Raw genomic sequence first — 20720 nt, 5'->3', positions numbered from 1 at the left:
CAGACTTTCCGCAAAATTCAAAATTAAGAATTCTATTTGACTTTTGCCCAATGCCCAATGCCCAATGCCCCATGCCCCATGCCCCATGCCCCTAGTGCAGCCAAAAACAGGTAAAAGCTTTAGGTTAGCAAAAATTAACTCCCTTGAGTATCATTAATGTTGGCTACCTATGTTCTTAAGTCATCGGGCTTTCCTTGGAGTTAGACGCCGAAGACTTTTAAAGCCAAAATTGGCTGGGCGCAGATTCTATCTAGGTTTATATGGCTTTGTTGTGTATCATAGTTTAGTTTTATTTTGGTAAAGGGCTGTGCTTTGATAGCTTAGGCTGAACATAGCGATCGCGTTTGTTGTATACCCAACAGCTTTATTTAATAAGTATGTAATCAAAATGTTGTAATGGAAGACCGATATAGCCTACAGACGCCCGCAAATCCCTGGATGATCGCTTCGGCTCCCTTTTTTCAAGGGTTGCCCGAACTGGTTGTAGAACCAGCTCTCACCCATCTTGTAACTCGTACTCACCCAGCCAATCAAGTAATTTTACTGGAAAATGACTGGGGTGGTTCTGTATATTTTATTGTCGATGGATGGGTTAAAATTCGTACCTATAACCTAGAAGGCAAAGAAGTAACTTTGAATATTCTCGGTAAGGGAGAATTGTTTGGAGAAATGGCGGCACTCGATGAAGTACCTCGTTCTACCGATGTAATTACCCTGACACCTACAGTAATTGGTAGTATGCCATCCCAGGATTTTGTCAAGTTACTGCAAACAGAACCCTTAGCGGGAATGCGATTAGCTCAATTGATGGCGCGACGCTTACGCCAAGTTAATCGCCGCTTGCGCTTGCGGGAATCGGACAGCCAATCGCGGGTAGCGGATACTTTGCTGTTTTTGGCAGAAGGACAAGGAAAAAAAGCTCAGACTGGAACGGAAATACCTAATTTACCACACCGAGAACTTAGTAGTTTAAGCGGGCTAGCACGGGAAACGGTGACAAGAGTGTTGACTAGGTTAGAAAAGAAAGGCTTGATTAAACGGGATCAGGACATCATTTGTATTCCTGATTTGTTAGCTTTGGAACGCACAATCGTTTAACACTTGCCAATTTAGCTAAAGCGCGTCTAGATTGGACATTTTTCGTGAAAGCTGTTATTTGTCATTTGTCATTTGTCATTTGTCATTTGCTGGAACAAAGGATAAATGAGCAATGACAAGTGGCAGAGAACGACCCAGGAGTTTTGATGAGTATCTTAGATTCTTTGCCAGAAGAGCCGGAGCAAAGTCCGTCACCAAAATCACCAACTAGCCAAAATCCAGAGTTAGACAAACCAGATAATTACCAAAAGTGGGAAAATCAGACTACACTGAAACCGCCCCAACTTAAAGTTGATGCACCTTTGAGGATGGTGGAAACGGCTTTTTTAGCCAGTACTGCTAGCTTAATTTGGTTTATTAATTTTTACTTTCCCTTAGGGCCAGTTTTACGAATATTTTTCCCTGTACCCATTGCTTTAGTTTATCTCCGTTGGGGACGTAGAGCCGCTTGGATGGGAGCGGTAACATCTGGGTTACTGCTGGCGGTATTAATGGGGCCAGTCCGGAGTTTATTGTTTGTTATGCCCTTTGGTTTTATGGGCGTGTTATTAGGCACTACATGGAACCGTCGCGTACCTTGGATAGTTTCTATTACCTTGGGTATGCTACTAGGTACCTTGGGCGCTTTTTTCCGCGTCTGGTTACTATCTTTGTTATCTGGTGAGGATCTGTGGATTTATGCCATCAATCAAGTCACAGAGTTAGCAGAGTGGATCTTCCTCAAACTAGGCTTATTGACCAATCCCAGTATCTTCTGGATTCAAATCGGCGCGATCGCTCTGATTATGTTTAATAATTTTATCTACTTGTTTATCGTTCACATCGCCGCCTGGCTACTTTTAGATCGTCTCGGAAATCCCATCCCCCGTCCGCCACGTTGGGTACAGGTTTTAATGGATTATGAATAATGTCAAGAGTCCAGAGTCAATAGTCCACAGTCCATAGTTTTCTTACCATTGACCATTGACCATTGACCATTGACCATTGACCTATGATTAATATTTATACTCAAATAGACCAGGGTGCAGCCTGGATTGCTAAGTATCGCGATCGCTTACCTGTATTTGCTTGTATTTTAGGTTTTACGGAAACTGGCTTAATTCCAGGGATTTCGGCGGCGGGAAAGACTCCAGAAGACCGCAAGTTTACTGCTTGTGCTGATGCTGAGTTTTTATATTACGGAGCAGAACATCAAGCTAAGTATCCTTTACCACCTTTAATTGCGGGTGCTTCACCTGTATTGATTTCCCGCGCTGTGGTTGAGGCGTTACCAACTCCACTTTATATATTTAATGCTGGCTTACACCAACCCCCAGCTGTACCCACAATCGATTTGGGCGGAGTTCCCGCTCGGTGTTTAAGTCAAGGTGCGGCGATGGAACTAAAAACAGTCCAGCACCTCCTAGAGCAAGGCTTGCAATGGGGTGCGGTGTTGGCGGCGAATCTTCAGGAGAGTTATTTAATTTTAGGTGAATGTGTAGTTGGCGGTACGACTACCGCTTTGGCAATTTTACAGGGTTTGGGTGTAGCTGCTGCGGGGAAGGTTAACAGCAGCCATCCAATTTGTAACCACGAACAAAAATTGGCTGTGGTACAAGCCGGTTTAGCTAGGATGCAAGAAAACGCAAATTCTCTCGATCCTTTAGAATTAGTCGCCGCAGTTGGCGATCCGATGCAGGTAGTAGTTGCCGGAATAGCGATCGCGGCTAGTCGTCGCTGTGGTGTGTTGCTGGCTGGTGGGACGCAAATGTTGGCGGTTTATGCCTTGATGAAAGCGATCGCTCAAACCTACAATTTACCTTGGCAACAAGCAGAGGTTGTTGTGGGTACAACTCGCTGGGTAGCCGAAGATCCTACAGGCGGTACGGTGGAATTAGCGCTGAATTTATCTCAAACAAACAACTCTTGGGGTGGAGAGGCTCCACCCCTACTAGCGACTCAACTGAGTTTTGCTGATTCTCGTTATCCCCAACTCCAAGCTTACGAGCAGGGTTTTGTGAAAGAAGGCATGGGCGCTGGAGGAGCTGCGATCGCTGCTAGTCTTAGTCTAGGTTGGCAGCAACCACAACTTTTGGAAGCCATTGAAAAACAAATTGAGCGTTTGAGCAGATTCAATCACCAATAGCGGATGCCAAGACTCAGAAATTTCAGGTAAATCTCTTGGGCAATAAATAAACTTAGTGAATTCTCTCCCGCAGTAATTGTTCTTCTAAGGCGGCGATGCGATTGTAGGCGGCGGTTAATTGTGCTGTTAATCGTTGAATTTGAATTTCTGGCGACAGGGTTCTTTCTCCCCCTTGACGATTCATATCTGAATAAATCCCGTCTGATAACACATCCTTGTGTTCCATCTCAGGATTGAAATTGATATTTGCTTTGAATTGATGGTAATGTACGACTTCGCTATTTTCTGAATAACTTTCTCTGGCCTGGGTTCTAGCTAAAGAGCATTCTGACAAAGTTTGAGAGACTTTATTATCAAGTTCCTCAATTACTTGGCAGAGAGCATCCAGTTTATAGCTCAGAGTCATGATCTGCTTTTGTAATGGCTCCATTTAATACCCTAATCCGCATATTTTCTCTATGTTATTCAATTTACTGGCAACCTTAAACATACTTATGAATTATTTAATTTTTCCCACGCACTGTAGGAATGTGACATTAATTTCATTACTTATAAACATAACTCAATATTTTTGACAGGAAATTTTACAACTATATTAAGAAATATGAAGCGAATTGCTATTACCTTTGAATAAATGGAATTATTTTGGCTATCTTTGCAGCTTTTTTGCTTTTTCACCGCTAATTTGCGTCATCCTGGCTGTTTCAGCTATCTTCTCTAAACGATAAACATGAGCCTGTTACCAATAATTCTGTTGCACCTGTTATCTATAGATGGCTATCTCTAGTTGTGATTACGGAACTACGACCATTTACTTAAAAACCGAAGAAATAATTAAGAATTGAGTGATGTAGGTAACTAAAAAAATTGCTAGTCCAAAACTCATAAAAGTAACGGATACAGCTATAAATAATTAAATTACTGATTCAAAACTGCAAATTAAAAAGCAGAATTTATTTTAGGATAGGGAATAATTTCTTGAATAATTAAATTAAGATAGGAGACACTTATCATCTACCATAAGCAAGATAAAACTAGAAGAATTGCATTGAGGATCGTTAAGTTAAAACTTATTCACCTTGAACATTAGAGTTTTTGACAAGGGAATAGTGTAAATTGTAGAAATAAAAGCTAATCGGCAAAATTTAGAGTTTTTAAAGTAGATACAGTTTAAATTATGATAATTTAACTAATAATTAACTCTTTCCCATGCCCAATTTCCTAAGTCTAATATTAGGGTTGGAAAACAGTCCAAGCGCCCCTAGTCCCCAAGCCATTATGCTACTAACAGGCAAAAGAGAGTTATAATATGGAATTTTATGTTTAAATTCAATGGATCGACGCTCCTTTATATTAGGTACAGGTACATTGGCGCTTTCACAACTTTTGATTGGCTGTGGCGCTAACAACCAGACGCAACTAAAAGTACAGCTATTAAATGGTTCTATACCTGGTCAGGTAGTTAATAAATTTCAGAAAGCGTTAAAATCTCAGGAGCAGTTAAAATTTTCTCCTGTAGCGCAAATACAAGATTTATTTAAACAATTACAAACTTGGCAGCAAAAGCCCAAATCTCAGGATGAGCAAGGATGGACTCGCTATATCCCTTGGATCAAAGCAGAAAAAACTCCAATAGCTGATGTGGTAACATTGGGTGATTATTGGCTAAAAGCAGCAATTGAGCAAAAGCTAATTCAACCATTGAATACAGCGCAAATTAAAAATTGGTCAGCTTTAGATGCGCAATGGAAGCAGCTGGTAACCCGCAATGAGCAAGGTAATCCCGATCCTCAAGGAAAAGTTTGGGCGGTTCCTTACCGTTGGGGTAGTACGGTAATAGTTTACAACCGAGAAAAGTTTCAAGATTTAGGATGGACACCAACAGATTGGAGTGATTTGTGGCGTAGTGAATTGCGATCGCGAATTTCTCTCCTCAACCACCCCAGAGAAGTTATAGGTTTGGTGTTAAAGAAATTAGGTAATTCCTACAATACAGAGAATATCGATAAGGTACCAAATTTAGAATCAGAACTACGCGCTTTAAATCAACAAGTCAAGTTCTATAACTCTACTACCTATCTAGAACCGTTAATTATTGAGGATACTTGGCTGGCTGTTGGCTGGTCTGATGATATCATTCCCTTGTTGTCGCGATATCCCCACCTCAGCGTCGTAATTCCCAAATCAGGAACAGCAATCTGGGCTGATTTGTGGGTACGTCCTCAAGGTTCAGAGAAAGAAGCTTTAGCTAATCAATGGATGGATTTTTGTTTGCAAAGTGCGATCGCTAAAGATATTTCTGTACTCAGTAAAACTAATTCGCCTATTGCTCCCAACATTGTCGCTGCTGAATTTCCTGAACCCTTGAGAAACTTGTTAGTCAATAATCGAGAAGTTTTGGCTAAAAGCGAATTTTTACTTCCCTTATCTTCCGAAGCAAATAAGCAGTATGAAACCTTATTTAATTTAATTAAAATTGAGTAATACCAATTCAAAATTCAAAATTCAAAATGCAGACAGATCAAAGGTTTAGGGCTGTGTATCTGTCGCATTATTTTTTTTAATTGGTGTAATACCAATTCAAAATTCAAAATTCAAAATTCAAAATTAAGAATGCTGACAGAACAAGGGTTAAGGGTTGTGTATCTGTAGGATTGTCTTTTTAAATTGGTATAATATATTCAGTAATTTAGTGAAAAAATATTAATTAAATAATATGGCATAAATATAAGCAATAGTTTCATAAATAACTGACCGTACACCTTGGCTATAAAACCACCATTGCTGCGGATCGTACTCTTGGGTGTTAGTGGCGATCGCGCCTACTTGAATTTGCGGAGACAGGATTTTTTTAAATACTAACCAACTCCTGCGAGTATGCACATCCAAAGATACTAAATTAATTGATTTTGGGTGTAAATGTGACTGCGATAGCCAATGCTGCAATTCCATCGCAGATGCATAACTACGATCCTTAATTACCATTGGCGATGATACAGCTACCACTTTATCAGGCGGTAAACCCATTTTTTTTAAAGTGGCTGCTGATAAATCGGCAAAGGTTTTATATTCTGCTAAATAAGTTCCTAATTCTAAGGTACCTCCTGTAGTAATTATTTGTCGATAATTACCACTTTGGAATTTAGCGAAAGCTTCTTGCAGCGCATAGTCTGGTAGCCATCCTTCTATCACCATTATCTCTGCTGATTTTACTGGAAAATTCACAGCTAAAAAGGGATGGATATGACTAATTGTGAAGATTGCGCAATTAGCAATGATAGCGATCGCTATGATCCATCCCGGAGCCGTTAGCGTCCAGATTTCTTGGCGTTTGATTAAGGAAATTTTCGGAATTTTTAGCCTCCGACGATTTCTTATTTTCTGCATTAAACTTTTGCTGCACTTTGTTGTTTCAAATAAGCAAAGACAGATTTATCTCCAATATCTGCAGGAATGGCTTGTACTGTCTTCCGCAGAGCAAATACTAAAAATAAACTTGCCCAAGCTCCCAATATAACTTGTTCCCATTGAATTGGTAAAATTCCTACTAAATGACCGAGTAACAATAATGGAACGATAAAAGTTAAGAATTTAGTTTCTAGGCGATTAAAGCAAAAAGCTTCTTTGAAATAAATACCTGTAAGTGCAACAAAGGTAAAACCTATTCCGAATAAGGTAAGGGGATGATTGTAAACATTAATAGCTAATGGTTCAGGGCTAGATAATGCCAATGCTATTGATGTAATAGTCCCAATTGCCCAAAAAACCTGTAACAATCGGTGCAGCATTACCATATATATATGGATGGTAAATAAACTCACGCCGAGCGCCAGAGTAAAACAAGCGTAGAGTAGGGTGAGAATCTGGTAATTAATCGGCTGATTGTTAAATAATACCAAAGCACTAGCGATCGCAAAACTCAGTGCAGCTACCATTAATCCCCCACGGTAGACGATAACACCGATGCGATCGCTCTGAGTAATTATAAATTCCCCAAACTGACCTTGATAAACTGTTGGTGTGGATAATGTTTGTGTTGTCATAATTCATCAATTTGGATGGCGTATCTAGTAACTAGTCTAATAATTAATGACTTCTAGACTATCTTGCAAGTTTATCTGTAATTGTAAATGTGCGTTTCCGTTATTAATGGCGATTTCTACCCAGCCATTACTCTCAACTAAAGCGATCGCTTCTCCTATCCCCACATTACTATATGTTTCACCACCAGGAATAGTCAGATCCCTCACTTGCACATACCAGCTTTTACCTTGAACGTAACTCCCCGGAATGTTACTCACTAAGTTACCAAAGTGGTCAATATATTGAATATTACCCAAGAAACCACTGGCTGTTTGCTGACATTCACCAATATTAAGCTGTACCAAGGTTGCGGGATCGATAGCTGTTCCTAATTCTTGAATTGGTACACCATTAGCTAAATTAGCTCCCACCGGCGCAAAAATATCTCTCCCGTGAAATGTGTTACTTGGTTGGGAATTGCGCCAATAGTTAAAATTTGTTAACTCAACGGCTGCGATCGCTATATTTTGACTGAGTACGCCACTAAATAGCCCATTATCCGGCCCTACTAAAAATCCCATAGCACATTGTATTGCGATCGCTCTACGACTACTGCCCACACCCGGATCTACCACCGCTATATGTACTGTCCCTACAGGAAAATAAGGATAAGCATTCATTAAACAAAACCTAGCAGCAGCAATATTTTGCGGCGGAATTTGGTGGGTTAAATCGATAACTTTGAGGTTGGGGTTGATTTGCGCGATCGCACCTTTCATTACTCCTACATAAATATCGCGATCGCCAAAATCGCTCAATAACGTCACAATACCGGGTTGTGGTAATTTTTGTTGCTGCGGTGAAGATGCATCAGAGATGATTGCTCGATCTATGGTCATGGTAGACGTATATCTATACACATGCAAAAAAGTAATTATTTCTGTAACAAACGCTACGAAATTTGTGCTATATTAGGGAAACGAAATAAAAGAATGAAAACTTAACCAGGTAATCATTATGAATACAAATAGACTACAAGCTGCTAACAGAGCCAAAGAAGCACACAAACAAAATATTCAACGCGATATTGAGCGCCGCTTGCAAGTAGCTAGATCCAAAGGTGATGAAAATCTAGTTCGGCAATTAGAAGCGGAAATGCGCTACTTTGGCTAAATCAAGCTTTTATTTGTATAGTTTCTGTATACCAACCCGCATCTGCGGGTTTTGTTTTTTATAGGGCATGGGATAATTCATATAATCCCACATTCCGCACTTCAAGAAGTAACATAAATAAACTACACTCATAAGCAATTCAGAACTATCGTAAATAAATCAAATAACAATCAAAAATAAATTATTCCCGCCAAAAATATAGCTTTTTTATTGTGTTTAAAAAGCTATATAGGAATTCGGAATCATACGTTAAAAAACACTGAATATGTAAATGTATGTTTAAATACTCATATTAATTGAATTTTGAGGTTAATATTATATACTTTGCATAATATATAGACTAAAAACAAGTTTTATAAATCATATTTAAATACTTACGTATTTCCTCATAAATCATTATCCCATTGATTAGCCTGCTCAAAAGCTTGATTGGCAAGGATTTCAATAGCCATTACTGCGCAACATTCTTGTGCGGTTGCAGCAGATGCAGATTCCTAAGCTTAAAAAATCTTCTTTGGCATAGCGATTCCTGACATTAAGTAAAGAAATATAACTTATTTATAAATTTGCATAAATGCCGTCGGTAGTTGCGTTGATTCTACAGAAGGCATAAATTTAACCTTTCCGAGGGGACATACAAAAAACCATATCCAGAAAAATTCTGTCTAATCACTAGTTAGCATTCCACGCACTGGCGCATCTTCAGGGTAAAAGAAATTAGGCTAATTGGCTCTCAGAGTAAGTTGTAATTATGGATATATATTCAAATGCTTCTAATAACGACCATAAAAATGACGCTCAACTCAGAACTAAACGCCTCGTATCAATAGATTTACTACGTGGTTTGGTGATGGTTTTGATGACATTAGATCATACCAGAGATTTTTTTTCTAATGTTCGTTTTGATGCGTTAGATATAGAAAAATCAAATATTCTTCTATTTTTGACGAGATGGATTACCCATTTATGTGCCCCTTCATTTATTTTCCTTGCAGGTGTGGCTGCTTATCTTTCCTTAAAAAGAGGAAAAACAAAGCAAGAGCTAGCTCATTTTTTATTGATAAGGGGATTTTGGCTAATATTTTTGGAATTAAGTATAGTTAGTTTGGCATGGACATTTTCTCCTGGTATTTTTATGGCAGGAGTACTATGGGCAATTGGCTGGTCTATGGTTGTTTTAGCCCTACTAATCCAGTTCCCCATGAGAAATATAGCTATATTTGGAGTCCTACTGATTATTGGACATAATTTGCTTGATAGTGTGCAAGCTAAACAACTAGGAAATTTTGGCTGGATTTGGTCATTTCTTCACGAGCGGACAATGTTTATATCGACATCAGGAATTCGCTTTTTCTTGGTTTATCCACTTATCCCTTGGGTTGGAGTAATGGTATGTGGCTATGCCTTTGGATATGTGATGACTAAACCAAAGACTCAACGTCTCCGTTGGTTACAAAATTTGGGTTGGGGTTTAATTTTTAGCTTTGTAGTTATCAGAGGGATAAATATTTATGGCGATCCACAACCTTGGTTAGTTCAATCTACATTTTTGAAAACCATATTATCATTTATCAATTGTAATAAATATCCCCCATCATTAGCTTATTTATTAATTACACTGGGGATAGCTTTTTTACTACTTTATATATTTGAAAAGCAAAATTTATCATTTCTCAAACCTCTGATTGTTTTGGGGAGGGTGCCATTATTCTTTTACATTATTCATCTTTGGTTGATACATTTTTCTGCCATTTTGCTAGCCTTACCTAAATATGGGTTTAAGGCAATAACTTTGCCCTATCTATCATCTAGAGCCATGCCAGAAAATTATGGATATGATTTACAGTATGTTTATCTGGTATGGATTGTCATAGTTTTTATTCTTTATCTAATATGTAATTGGTATGCCAAGTACAAGGTCAAAAATAAATCTTGGTGGTTTCGATTTTTATGATTTTTAGATGATAGCTCGGCTATTGGAAAGATGTATTAGTCGTCAGGGACAGTTATAACTATCCCGTGATTTCAATGCAGTCGAACAGTAAAAGGAGCAAGCCGATGGCAGCGATCAACGATCTGAGGAAGCAGCAGTTCTACCACGGTACAAAGGCAGACCTGAAGCTAGGAGACCTGATCGAGTCCTGCAATCCCCCGGATGTGGATGAGCGGGATAGGATGGCAACCTATGTCTACCTAACCCCTAACCTGGATGCGGCTATCTGGGAGGCAGAGCTAGCAAAGGGATCTGGTCACGGCAAAGTCTACATCGTAGAGCCGCTCGGTCAGATTGAAAATGCCCCCGAACTCACCGAGCAGAAGTTTCCGAAGCATCTGTCGATGTCATACCGCTCCCGCGAGCCGTTGCGAGTCACGGGAGTGGTCACGGAGTGGACTCTTTATCATGGTACAAGGGCAGACTTGAAGCCAGGAGACCTAATCGAACCCGGTTATTACTCTAACTACGGTCAGAGGAAGAAGGCGAGCTACGTTTATTTGGCTGCCACTTTGGATGCAGCAACCTGGGGGGCTGAACTAGCTCTTGGCGAGGGACGCGGCAGAATCTACATCGTGGAACCGATCGGGCAGATCGAGGATGACCCCAATGTGACGGACAAGAAATTCCCAGGTAATCCGACGAAGTCATACCGCTCGCGGGAGCCACTGCGGGTTATGGGCGAGGTCATGGATTGGCAGGGGCACTCTCCAGAAGCGATCCTGACCATGAAGAATAACCTTGAGCGACTGAAGCAACTTGGTGTTGAAGCAATCGAGGACTGATACCCAACATATACAAGGCGTTGGGGTGTTGGGTTTCGTTCCTCAACCCAACCTACATTTGTAGCAATCATTCTTCAAATTGGTATGAGTATTTTTACCTCGAAGGTGGTCAGCGATGAAGAGTTGAAGAATTATCGAACTATTCTAGAGACAAAAAAATATCAGGGCGAGATTTTACCCTGATTGATGAAAATTAATTCGTAGTCAGCACTTTAGTGTTTGCAAATAAAAGACTAAAGTCCTGACTACGAATTACAAATTACAAATTATCGCCTAAGTTTTTGGTTTGAAAGTTGAAGCAACGTGCAATTCTTTTAACTGCTTCGCATCAACTCCAGAAGGCGCATCTGTTAACAAACAGCGTGCTTGTTGTGTCTTCGGAAAAGCGATGACATCGCGAATCGATTCTTCGCCAGCTAATAGCATGACTAACCGATCTACACCATAGGCGATACCACCATGAGGCGGTGTTCCATATTCAAAAGCTTCTAACAAAAAGCCAAATTTATTTTGAGCTTCTTCAGGTGATAAACCTATCGCTTCAAACACCTGTTCTTGTACATCTCGCTGATAAATCCGCCGACTACCACCGCCAACTTCAAAGCCATTGAAAACTAAATCGTAAGCTTGGGCGCGGGCGGTTTTTAAATCGTGTAAATCATCGGGATGGGGTGCTGTAAAGGGGTGGTGTAATGCTTCTAAACGTTTTTCATCTGCATTCCACTCAAACATAGGGAAATCGGTAATCCAGAGCAAGTTAATTTTTTCGGAATCGATTAACCCAAATTCTTTAGCAACAAACTGGCGTAATCTATCTAAAGTTTTATTAACTGTAGCTACATCACCCGCCCCAAATAATAGCAAATGACCGGCTTTTGCACCTGTACGGCGTAAAATTTCGGCTTTTTGTTCGGGGCTGAGGTTGTCTTTAATCGCCCCAATTGTGTCAATTTCACCGTCTTCTCTCACGCGGATGTAAGCTAAACCTTTAGCGCCAGCTTCACTCGCTTCTTTGAAAATATCACCGCCTGGTTTGATGCGGACATTAGAAATCGCATCGTTACCGTTGGGAATGGGTAAAATTTTGACGACACCACCATGAGCGATCGCATCGCGGAAGACTTTGAAACCCGAATCTTTTAAAATATCTGAAACATTAACTAGTTCCAAATCGTAACGGGTATCTGGTTTATCGCTACCATAGCGTTCCATTGCTTCGGCGTAGGTAAGTCGGGGGAATGGATGGGGTATATCAATTCCTTTGACAGCGTTGAAGATATAAGCAACTAATTTCTCATTTAGTTGCATAATTTCCTCTTGGGACATGAAACTCATTTCCATGTCTAACTGAGTAAATTCTGGTTGTCTGTCAGCGCGTAAATCTTCATCGCGGAAGCAACGAGCCACCTGATAGTATCTGTCCATACCGGATACCATCAGCAATTGTTTAAATAATTGCGGTGATTGAGGTAAAGCAAACCACTCACCGGGGTTGACGCGACTGGGAAGGATGTAATCTCTAGCGCCTTCTGGGGTAGAACGAGTCAGTACTGGGGTTTCAATCTCAATAAAGCCTTCTACGTCTTCCAAGAAGCGACGCATAGCTTTTACAACTTGATGACGCAATTGGATATTTCGCGCCATGCGATCGCGTCGCAAATCTAAGTAACGATATTTTAGTCGTAATTCTTCCCGCACTGACTCAGTATCAGCGCTGGAAACTTGGAATGGTAGTTGCTTGCGAACGCCATTGAGTAGTTCAATTTTATCCGCGTAGATTTCCACTTCACCTGTAGGTAGGCGAGGATTGAGGGATTCGTCGGGACGTTGTGTCACCCTTCCAGTGATTGCGACAACGTATTCATTCCGCAGAGCATTGGCTGGCTCATAGGAATCTGGGGTGCGTTGCGGATCGCTGACAATCTGGACAATGCCAGAGCGATCGCGTAAATCTAAAAATATCACGCCCCCATGATCGCGGCGACGGTCTACCCATCCGTACAAGGTAACAGTTTCTCCAATATCTTCTTTTCGGAGTTCGCCGCAATAGTGAGTTCGCATAGTAGTTAATTCTGTTCTTCCGCTCTAGATGGGCAAGTAAATGTCAAAGCTTTCCCATTATCTAGCATCAATAGTATCTAATTGAAGACAAGATGGCATAATCTCCGGCCAAGTAGCTGAGGAGATCGCTGAGATATATCTTTTTGAACAATATACCAGCTTGTGCCCTGATTGGTGCATAGCCCAGGTAAACAGGATTTTTAGCGGTCGTTTCTCAGTATCTTGAGGCTTGAGTCTGTTTGCATGAATTTTTTTTGCATCTGTCTAACTTTAAAATGGGCATGGGGCATGGGGCATTGGGCATGGAAAGACAAATTTTCATGCTTAGTTGTGGGATTTTTCCCTGATTGACTGTCTTAAATTGACTGTGAGAAGTTTGTGGTAGTCAGATCCTCGACTTCTTAAAGAAGTCGGGGATCTAGCATGGCAATCAATCAAAATGTTAAGCGTTGTAAAGATATTAAAATGAATTGCCGATTAACAGCTTGAGTCTGCAAGTAAGGACTGAAGTCATCACTATAAATATTTAATTACTGAACCAGGTTTAATCTCAAATAAATTGAGTTAAATATTTTTGTATTTATCCAATAAAAATTTTGCAATATTTTATATAACTTCAAGCATTTATATTGCCACTATTCTAGGTCAAAAAAAATAAAAATTAATTTAATTCTTATTAAGAAGACTACCTAAATCTAAAAATGATATTTGATTTTTAATTAAATTAAATTATGCATTTACTTGTCAAATATTTATTCAATAAGCATTCTCTGCAATATAGATCAATACAGTTCAGTTAGGCTGGGATGGATTATATCGTAGGGGCACGGCACCCACAATATATTTCACAACTAGAGAATCTTACTAGCGCCGTGCCCCTACAAATATCTTAACTGAACCCTATTGCAATATAGCTAATTAATTTCTAGGGAAATTCTACCTAATTCCTATTAGAAAATCTGCTTTGTGTTCAGGGCTACAAGTTGATTTAATACTAATCTACGCCTTAAGTGTGATGGAAATAATTGCTAATAATTTTTTGATTACACCTATACGCATGAGTTGCACCATCATAAGGACTAAGTATATGAACTTAGTCATTATGGATGTTTCATCCTGATGTTTGCCAGCTGTTCTATGGAATTAACCTCCGATTTAAGCCAAAAGGTTATCTATTCAATTGCTTTCGTGTTGCTGACTCGGGAGAAGTAGCAACTTGAAATAGCGTTTAGGGAGGATTTGATTAAAATACATGGCAAGAAAATTTCCGAAATTTAGCCAGGATCTCGCGCAAGATCCGACTACTCGTCGGATTTGGTACGCGATGGCTCAGGGTAATGACTTTGAAAGCCATGATGGCATGACTGAAGAAAATCTATACCAAAAGATTTTCGCTACCCACTTTGGTCATGTGTCAATCATCTTTCTGTGGGCTTCTAGCCTGTTGTTCCATGTAGCCTGGCAAGGTAACTTTGAACAGTGGATTAAAGATCCCCTACATATTCGCCCCATCGCTCATGCGATTTGGGACCCTCACTTTGGTAAACCAGCAATTGATGCGTTTACCCAAGCCGGTGCTAGCAATCCCGTTAATATTGCTTATTCCGGGGTCTATCACTGGTGGTATACCATCGGGATGCGGACAAACAACGACCTGTACATGGGTTCAGTGTTTCTACTACTGTTAGCAGCATTGTTCCTATTTGCTGGTTGGTTGCATTTACAACCAAAGTATCGTCCTAGTCTGAGTTGGTTTAAGAGTGCAGAACCTCGTTTAAATCACCACTTGGCAGGTTTATTTGGTGTCAGTTCCTTGGCTTGGGCTGGTCACTTAATACACGTTGCTATTCCCGAATCACGTGGTGTTCACGTAGGTTGGCGCAATTTCCTCAGCACCTTACCTCACCCAGCAGGTTTAACACCATTCTGGACGGGTAACTGGGGCGTTTACGCTCAAAATCCAGATACAGCAGGGCATCTATTTGGGACATCCCAAGGTGCCGGGACAGCAATTTTGACTTTTTTGGGTGGCTTCCATCCCCAGACTGAATCGCTGTGGTTGACTGATATGGCGCATCACCATTTAGCGATCGCAGTAATTTTCATCATCGCCGGTCACCAATACCGGACTAACTTTGGGATTGGTCACAGCATCAAAGAAATGCTCAACGCCAGAAATTTCTTTGGCGTGCAAACAGAAGGTCAATTTAACCTCCCACACCAAGGGTTATACGATACCTACAACAACTCGCTGCACTTTCAGCTGTCTATACACTTAGCAGCTCTAGGTACAGCCGCGTCTTTGGTGGCGCAGCACATGTACGCAATGCCTCCTTACGCCTTCATGGGGAAGGATTACACAACACAGGCGGCACTGTATACCCATCATCAATACATAGCTGGATTTTTGATGATTGGTGCTTTCGCCCATGCTGGAATTTTCTGGATACGTGATTACGACCCAGAGCAAAACAAGGGCAATGTTCTGGAGCGCGTACTCAAGCATAAAGAGGCGATTATCTCCCACCTGAGTTGGGTATCGCTATTCTTAGGCTTCCATACCCTCGGTTTATATGTTCACAACGATGTTGTAGTTGCCTTTGGCACTCCCGAAAAGCAAATTCTAATTGAGCCTGTGTTTGCTCAGTTTGTACAATCTGCTCACGGTAAAGCGCTTTATGGCATGAATGCGCTGCTATCTAATCCAGATAGTATTGCTTATACAGCTTGGCCTAACCACGGTAACGTCTGGTTATCTGGTTGGCTAGATGCGATTAACTCCGGTACTAACTCCCTCTTCTTAACCATCGGCCCTGGCGATTTCTTGGTTCACCACGCGATCGCTCTCGGTTTGCATACCACCACCCTAATTTGCGTCAAGGGTGCCTTGGATGCTCGTGGAACAAAGCTGATGCCCGATAAAAAGGACTTCGGTTTTACCTTCCCATGTGATGGCCCTGGTAGAGGCGGTACCTGTCAAACCTCCTCTTGGGAGCAATCCTTCTTCCTCGCTACCTTCTGGATGTTAAACCTTCTGGGGTGGCTAACCTTCTACTGGCACTGGAAACATCTCGGTATTTGGCAAGGTAACATAGCTCAGTTTAACGAGAATTCTACATATCTCATGGGCTGGTTCCGAGATTATCTTTGGGCTAATTCCGCACAAGTAATTAATGGCTATAATCCTTACGGTGTAAATAACCAATCTGTTTGGGATTGGATGTTCCTCTTCGGACACCTGGTTTGGGCAACCGGGTTTATGTTCCTCATAGCTTGGAGAGGCTACTGGCAAGAGCTAATTGAAACCCTCGTATGGGCACACGAGCGTACTCCCCTCGCTAACCTAGTGCGCTGGAAAGATAAGCCTGTGGCGCTTTCCATTGTTCAAGGTTGGTTAGTAGGTCTAGCTCACTTCACCGTCGGTTATGTCCTCACCTTTGCGGCATTCCTCATCTCTTCAACTGCTGGTAAATTTGGCTAAATAAAAATTTTTGATATCCTCTGACCTTTTGCATTTTCCTCCCTAAGCGATCGCATAGCGGAGGATTTTTTCTTCTTGTACAGACGCGATTCATCGCGTCTCTAGCGTCTCTAACCCACATGATACCGACTCTTACCAAACGCTTTCGCCTGATACATTGCCGCATCAGCTTTATCTAATATTTCCTCCGGTGATTTTTCCGCATCAGAAATCATGGATATCCCAATACTCACCGAACAAGAAATTTTCTGCCCATTGAATAACATTGGTTGTTTAAGTGCAGTAATTACTTGATTAGCAATGCGCGTAGCATAACGAAAATTTTGCACATCCTCCAGCAGAATCACAAATTCATCACCACCTAAACGCGCAATAAAATCTCCCCATCTGAGTATTGCTCTGAGCCTCTGACTAATTTCAACTAATAATTTATCTCCCATAGCATGACCGAAATTGTCATTAATTGCTTTAAATGCATCCAAATCTAAAAAGAGAATATAAGAACAAGAATCAGGATGATATTGCAGCGATTCAATGACATAATCTAATTGCTGCATAAAGTAAGCCCGATTGGGTAAACCTGTCAAGGGATCGTGCATAGCTATGCGGCGTAAATCATCTTCTATTTGTTTCCGCTCTGTAATATCACGAATCACATTTAGTAAATAAGTTTTGCCGAACCATTCTAAGCGCTTAACAGATAGCAACCCGATGCGTTTTTCCCCAGACTTTAAACAAAATTCAATTTCTAAATTTTGGATAAAATCCTGTGTCTGGGACTTTTTTTTGATTTGCGCATAACTGTCAATGGTTAATCCCATATCCAAAACTGTAATTGGCGTACCGATGACATTTTCCCGGCTGTAGCCTGTGATATTTAAAAAAGTTTGATTTACTTCTACGCAAGAACCCTTGCCCAAGGTTGTTAACAAAATCAAATCGGGATAAGCATCAAAAATATTCACAAAATTTTCTTGATAACTTTTGCCGATAAATGGTTGTCTTTTAGATGGGAAAATACTAGCTTGATCGCTAGTTATCTTAAACTTCATAATTTAAATATAAGGTATTATATAAATATCGATAATTTTATTAATACCTATAACATTACAGATAAGTTATTTTACTAATCTTCTTAATCAAAGTTTTACAAAAACATAGGAATTGGATTAAGCAGAGTTTCTGGAAGTTCTGCTTTTAACCATCCCATGTTTACGGGAACTTCATACAATCGTCCTGGTGCAAACTGTGCCCAAAAGTGACGCAAGCCGGGAACCACAACTTTCACAACAGGTATAGCAATATCTGGGCGTGTTTGCTCTAGAACCAATATTTCTAGCTCTTTTGTTGCAGCTAAATTTACACAATTAATTACATCTTGTTGCAAATCATTACTATGGTAGGGAGCATAATCTGTGTAAACTTTGAGTCTAGCATTAATATCCGGTGCTAAGTAAGGCTGATTTTCTAATGTAGCAGTCGTACACCAATACTGTATATCTTGACGGCTAAATTTGGCAGAAGCTTGAGGATTTCCACCACTAGAGAGAAATACCATCTGATTCATTTCTGTAACAGCACGTAACAGAGCAACTTTGGCATCAAAGTGAGTACCAAAGCCAAATAAAATATCTTCTGGCTGTTGATTGTAGCGGCGAGAAATTGCAGCGAATGTGGGAATATTTAAATCGGTAGTTAAGTCTAATACCCACAAATCACGACCGATAAATTTATAGTATGTATGTAATTTATTTAGATACGGCTCGTCAAAACTTTGGAGATTTACCCCAGGTTTTGCTAGTCGGTTATACCACCAAATAGCTACTGCATCCCGCTCGACTAATTCCATAAATCCCTGAAGAATAGCCTCTTCTTTACAACTTCCCGCAGCTGTACCATTAGTATCTGCAAAACAAAAGTTGTGGTTTTCTGGGAGAGGATAGCCATAATAACAATAGGCTGTTGGCAGATATTTAAATTGTCGCTGATTTAGCGACCAAAGCGGCGACCATTCTATTTCTTGACTTTCATCAAAGGGATCGGGTATCCATTGAATAACATGGTGTTGCTGATTCCAAATTTGGCGATCGCGGTATTGATTGGCGCTATAATGCATAAACTTATCAGGATGAATCGCCAATTCTTGCAAATTAGCATAAGCAGCTTTCACCCTTGGTTCTTCTCCCGTAAAAGCTCCACAATAGCGTTCAATTGCTTCGCCTAAGGCGCTCATCTTCGCTTGGGCGGCTGTTTTCCCCTTACCAAAGCTTTTTTGACGTAAATCCTCTAACCTTCTGCCTTTATACGGTAAACTATGCTCAACAACATAGGCGTGAATCAGCTCGTTGTTCTGGAAGGGTTGAAATATATTTTTAATTACGCCAGTTACCGGACTTATATGATGTTCGTAATTTTGCCAAGCTTGCTCTGGTAAACAACTGCGATACCCCCCATCATCGCTGAATTGCTTGGGTTGGCTAGTTAATACCAATGGTTGAGGTTGTGGTTGCTGATAGGCTATTTCGCCGCAACAATCGCATTGGGGACGACGAACTAAAGTATGGCGTTGAATATTGAGATTGATTAAATCAAAAGTTAATAATGTCCCTTCTAGGGTATGATTTTCGGGATTACTTAACCATTTAGCAATTTCTGTAGCTGCTAAATTCAGCGCAGTATCTACAGTTGAAGGTAACGCCGCACGAGAAATCAAAAATGGGTTGAGGGTTTGCTTTTGTTCTTGTAAAAAAGACTCAACCTCACGATTCATTCTTAAACGCTGTGCGAGACATTCCCAGCAACCTGTAACGCCAGGACGAAAAATGGGGCCAATCCAAATTACACTACCTACAGGTTTGACTAATAACCAAGGAAGCTGCTGTTGTAAAGCTTCGTGGTTAAATTGTGCTAATCCTGGTTGAAGATAGTCATCTGTAACCACCACAGCAAATTTACCAGTATCCGCCAAGGGAATATTCAGAGATTCTAAAATTGCAGTTAATGGCTGTGATTTGACGCTACCAAAGGTGGTAATGCTAACTTTAGCTGCTTTTTGCGCTTGGGTAACCGAGTTAGCATCTTGATTTAGCAGTCCCCAAAAAGCAGATTCATGAGGTGGAATGTTATCTGCGTTGGTAATATAACCTTTACGATGCAATTGTTCTAAACCATAAAGAATTTCATCAGCCTTAGCTTGTCCTTGCAATTGTTGAATGATTTCCTCTACTGTGTAAAGTCCATTAAGTAGGGGTGCTAAAAGGTAATATAAACGCCCATTCAGGACAAAATGCCCTTTTTCACTTAATAAAAATACAGTTTTGGGAGGAGATAATTCAATATGAAAATGCTCGTAAAACTTCGGCTGGATGAGCATAATTTTTGCTGTGCAATATAAACACAGTAAAGGTTTTTTGCGAAAACAAGAATTTATTGGGACTTGATTAGCAAATTTTGTTTTATTTCGCTAATTTGCTGACTTAGGCTATTGATTTGTAAATCTTGCCCTTGTATTTTTTGATAAAGTGCTTGAATTGCCGCTAAAGCGACACCATTAGCATCTACGCTATTAATAAAGCGATCGCTCTCACCACAGTTAAAAATTGCCGCAAAGTCTTGCGCCATCGGGCCGATATGGCGAATTGTTTCATCCTGGTTTTTATACTTCCAAGAAGTTATGGGTAAATTGGCAATTCCCAAAAGAATAGCTTGAACATCGACATCAGCTACAACTTCTTTGACATAGCGATCGCTCAAGAAACGCTTTGAGCCATCAGGATCTAAATATAGATGTAGGTTATCCTGTAAACCGAGAGCGTTTAGTGTGCCATGATTTCCAGGAATTTCTTGTTCTGCAGGATTAATATAGCCAGTACCGCCAACACAATTTGCTAATTCATCATCCGTTAATTCTTCAATTAAGCTGACTGTGGGTACAGGGTTTTGGTCATCATTGTACATAATTTTCCTGATGATCGTTTGAAA

16 protein-coding genes are annotated in these 20720 nt (G+C 40.4%); 8 read left to right on the top strand and 8 right to left on the bottom strand.

Translation table 11 applies throughout. The annotated features are described in order from the left end of the window. Window positions 1–396 precede the first annotated feature (396 nt). The 3 genes from H6G08_RS11650 to cobT all read left to right on the top strand — a co-directional run bounded on the left by H6G08_RS11650 (window position 397) and on the right by cobT (window position 3223). Complete coding sequence (locus tag H6G08_RS11650; protein ID WP_190542047.1) at window positions 397–1098, top strand: Crp/Fnr family transcriptional regulator; 702 nt, start codon at window positions 397–399, stop codon at window positions 1096–1098. 146 nt (window positions 1099–1244) lie between these two features. Further along, the gene (locus H6G08_RS11645; protein WP_190542163.1) at window positions 1245–2006 is read left to right on the top strand and encodes a DUF2232 domain-containing protein; all 762 of its coding nucleotides are present in this window, start codon (window positions 1245–1247) and stop codon (window positions 2004–2006) included. A gap of 83 nt (window positions 2007–2089) precedes the next feature. Beyond that, a complete protein-coding gene (gene cobT, locus H6G08_RS11640) occupies window positions 2090–3223 on the top strand; it encodes a nicotinate mononucleotide-dependent phosphoribosyltransferase CobT (RefSeq protein WP_190542044.1) in 1134 nt (377 codons plus the stop codon). 52 nt (window positions 3224–3275) lie between these two features. On the opposite strand, the gene H6G08_RS11635 is transcribed toward cobT, so the two are convergent. Then, window positions 3276–3653, bottom strand: a complete 378-nt coding sequence (locus H6G08_RS11635) for a hypothetical protein (RefSeq protein ID WP_190542040.1) — start codon at window positions 3651–3653, stop codon at window positions 3276–3278. 902 nt (window positions 3654–4555) lie between these two features. On the opposite strand from H6G08_RS11635, the gene H6G08_RS11630 reads away from it, so the two are divergent. Continuing rightward, window positions 4556–5707: an extracellular solute-binding protein gene (locus H6G08_RS11630; protein ID WP_190542039.1), complete on the top strand. Its 1152-nt coding sequence runs from the start codon at window positions 4556–4558 to the stop codon at window positions 5705–5707. Between the two features lie 219 nt (window positions 5708–5926). On the opposite strand, the gene H6G08_RS11625 is transcribed toward H6G08_RS11630, so the two are convergent. Genes H6G08_RS11625 through H6G08_RS11615 form a run of 3 tightly spaced genes read right to left on the bottom strand, consistent with a single transcriptional unit; the run spans window position 5927 to window position 8145 of the window. After that, window positions 5927–6610 carry an ElyC/SanA/YdcF family protein gene (locus tag H6G08_RS11625; protein ID WP_190542036.1) on the bottom strand — a complete coding sequence of 228 codons (684 nt, stop codon included), beginning with the start codon at window positions 6608–6610 and terminating at the stop codon, window positions 5927–5929. After that, window positions 6610–7266 (bottom strand): DUF2301 domain-containing membrane protein, encoded by a 657-nt coding sequence (locus H6G08_RS11620; RefSeq protein ID WP_190542033.1) that lies wholly within the window; start codon window positions 7264–7266, stop codon window positions 6610–6612. The genes H6G08_RS11625 and H6G08_RS11620 overlap by 1 nt, the downstream gene beginning before the upstream one ends. Window positions 7267–7302: 36 nt before the next feature. Then, the gene (locus H6G08_RS11615; protein ID WP_190542030.1) at window positions 7303–8145 is read right to left on the bottom strand and encodes an SAM hydrolase/SAM-dependent halogenase family protein; all 843 of its coding nucleotides are present in this window, start codon (window positions 8143–8145) and stop codon (window positions 7303–7305) included. A gap of 118 nt (window positions 8146–8263) precedes the next feature. On the opposite strand from H6G08_RS11615, the gene pirA reads away from it, so the two are divergent. The 3 genes from pirA (at window position 8264) to arr (ending at window position 11197) form a co-directional block, all read left to right on the top strand. Next, a complete protein-coding gene (gene pirA, locus H6G08_RS11610) occupies window positions 8264–8419 on the top strand; it encodes an arginine synthesis PII-interacting regulator PirA (protein WP_190542027.1) in 156 nt (51 codons plus the stop codon). A gap of 751 nt (window positions 8420–9170) precedes the next feature. Continuing rightward, on the top strand, window positions 9171–10373 hold the full coding sequence (locus H6G08_RS11605) for an acetyltransferase domain-containing protein (protein ID WP_190542024.1): 1203 nt from the start codon (window positions 9171–9173) through the stop codon (window positions 10371–10373). A 74-nt stretch (window positions 10374–10447) separates the two neighbouring features. After that, on the top strand, window positions 10448–11197 hold the full coding sequence (gene arr, locus H6G08_RS38670) for an NAD(+)--rifampin ADP-ribosyltransferase (protein ID WP_390625600.1): 750 nt from the start codon (window positions 10448–10450) through the stop codon (window positions 11195–11197). A 273-nt stretch (window positions 11198–11470) separates the two neighbouring features. Here arr and aspS read toward each other — a convergent pair whose 3' ends face one another. Further along, a complete protein-coding gene (aspS, locus tag H6G08_RS11595) occupies window positions 11471–13258 on the bottom strand; it encodes an aspartate--tRNA ligase (protein WP_190542017.1) in 1788 nt (595 codons plus the stop codon). Window positions 13259–14510: 1252 nt separating this feature from the next. On the opposite strand from aspS, the gene psaB reads away from it, so the two are divergent. Then, entirely contained in the window at window positions 14511–16739 is a 2229-nt protein-coding gene (gene psaB, locus H6G08_RS11590) for a photosystem I core protein PsaB (protein WP_190542014.1), read from the top strand. Between the two features lie 110 nt (window positions 16740–16849). Here psaB and H6G08_RS11585 read toward each other — a convergent pair whose 3' ends face one another. From H6G08_RS11585 to H6G08_RS11575, 3 genes are all read right to left on the bottom strand, one after another. Beyond that, a complete protein-coding gene (locus H6G08_RS11585) occupies window positions 16850–17791 on the bottom strand; it encodes a sensor domain-containing diguanylate cyclase (protein WP_190542011.1) in 942 nt (313 codons plus the stop codon). A 95-nt stretch (window positions 17792–17886) separates the two neighbouring features. Beyond that, on the bottom strand, window positions 17887–20112 hold the full coding sequence (locus H6G08_RS11580) for a TOMM precursor leader peptide-binding protein (RefSeq protein ID WP_190542008.1): 2226 nt from the start codon (window positions 20110–20112) through the stop codon (window positions 17887–17889). A gap of 53 nt (window positions 20113–20165) precedes the next feature. Continuing rightward, window positions 20166–20696: a tail fiber domain-containing protein gene (locus H6G08_RS11575; RefSeq protein WP_190542005.1), complete on the bottom strand. Its 531-nt coding sequence runs from the start codon at window positions 20694–20696 to the stop codon at window positions 20166–20168. Window positions 20697–20720 lie beyond the last annotated feature (24 nt).

Origin of the sequence: Calothrix anomala FACHB-343, from assembly GCF_014696435.1 — a bacterium.
In the GTDB taxonomy this organism is placed as follows: Bacteria; Cyanobacteriota; Cyanobacteriia; order Cyanobacteriales; family Nostocaceae; genus Aulosira; species Aulosira anomala_A.
This window is presented reverse-complemented; position numbering and strand designations above follow the sequence as displayed.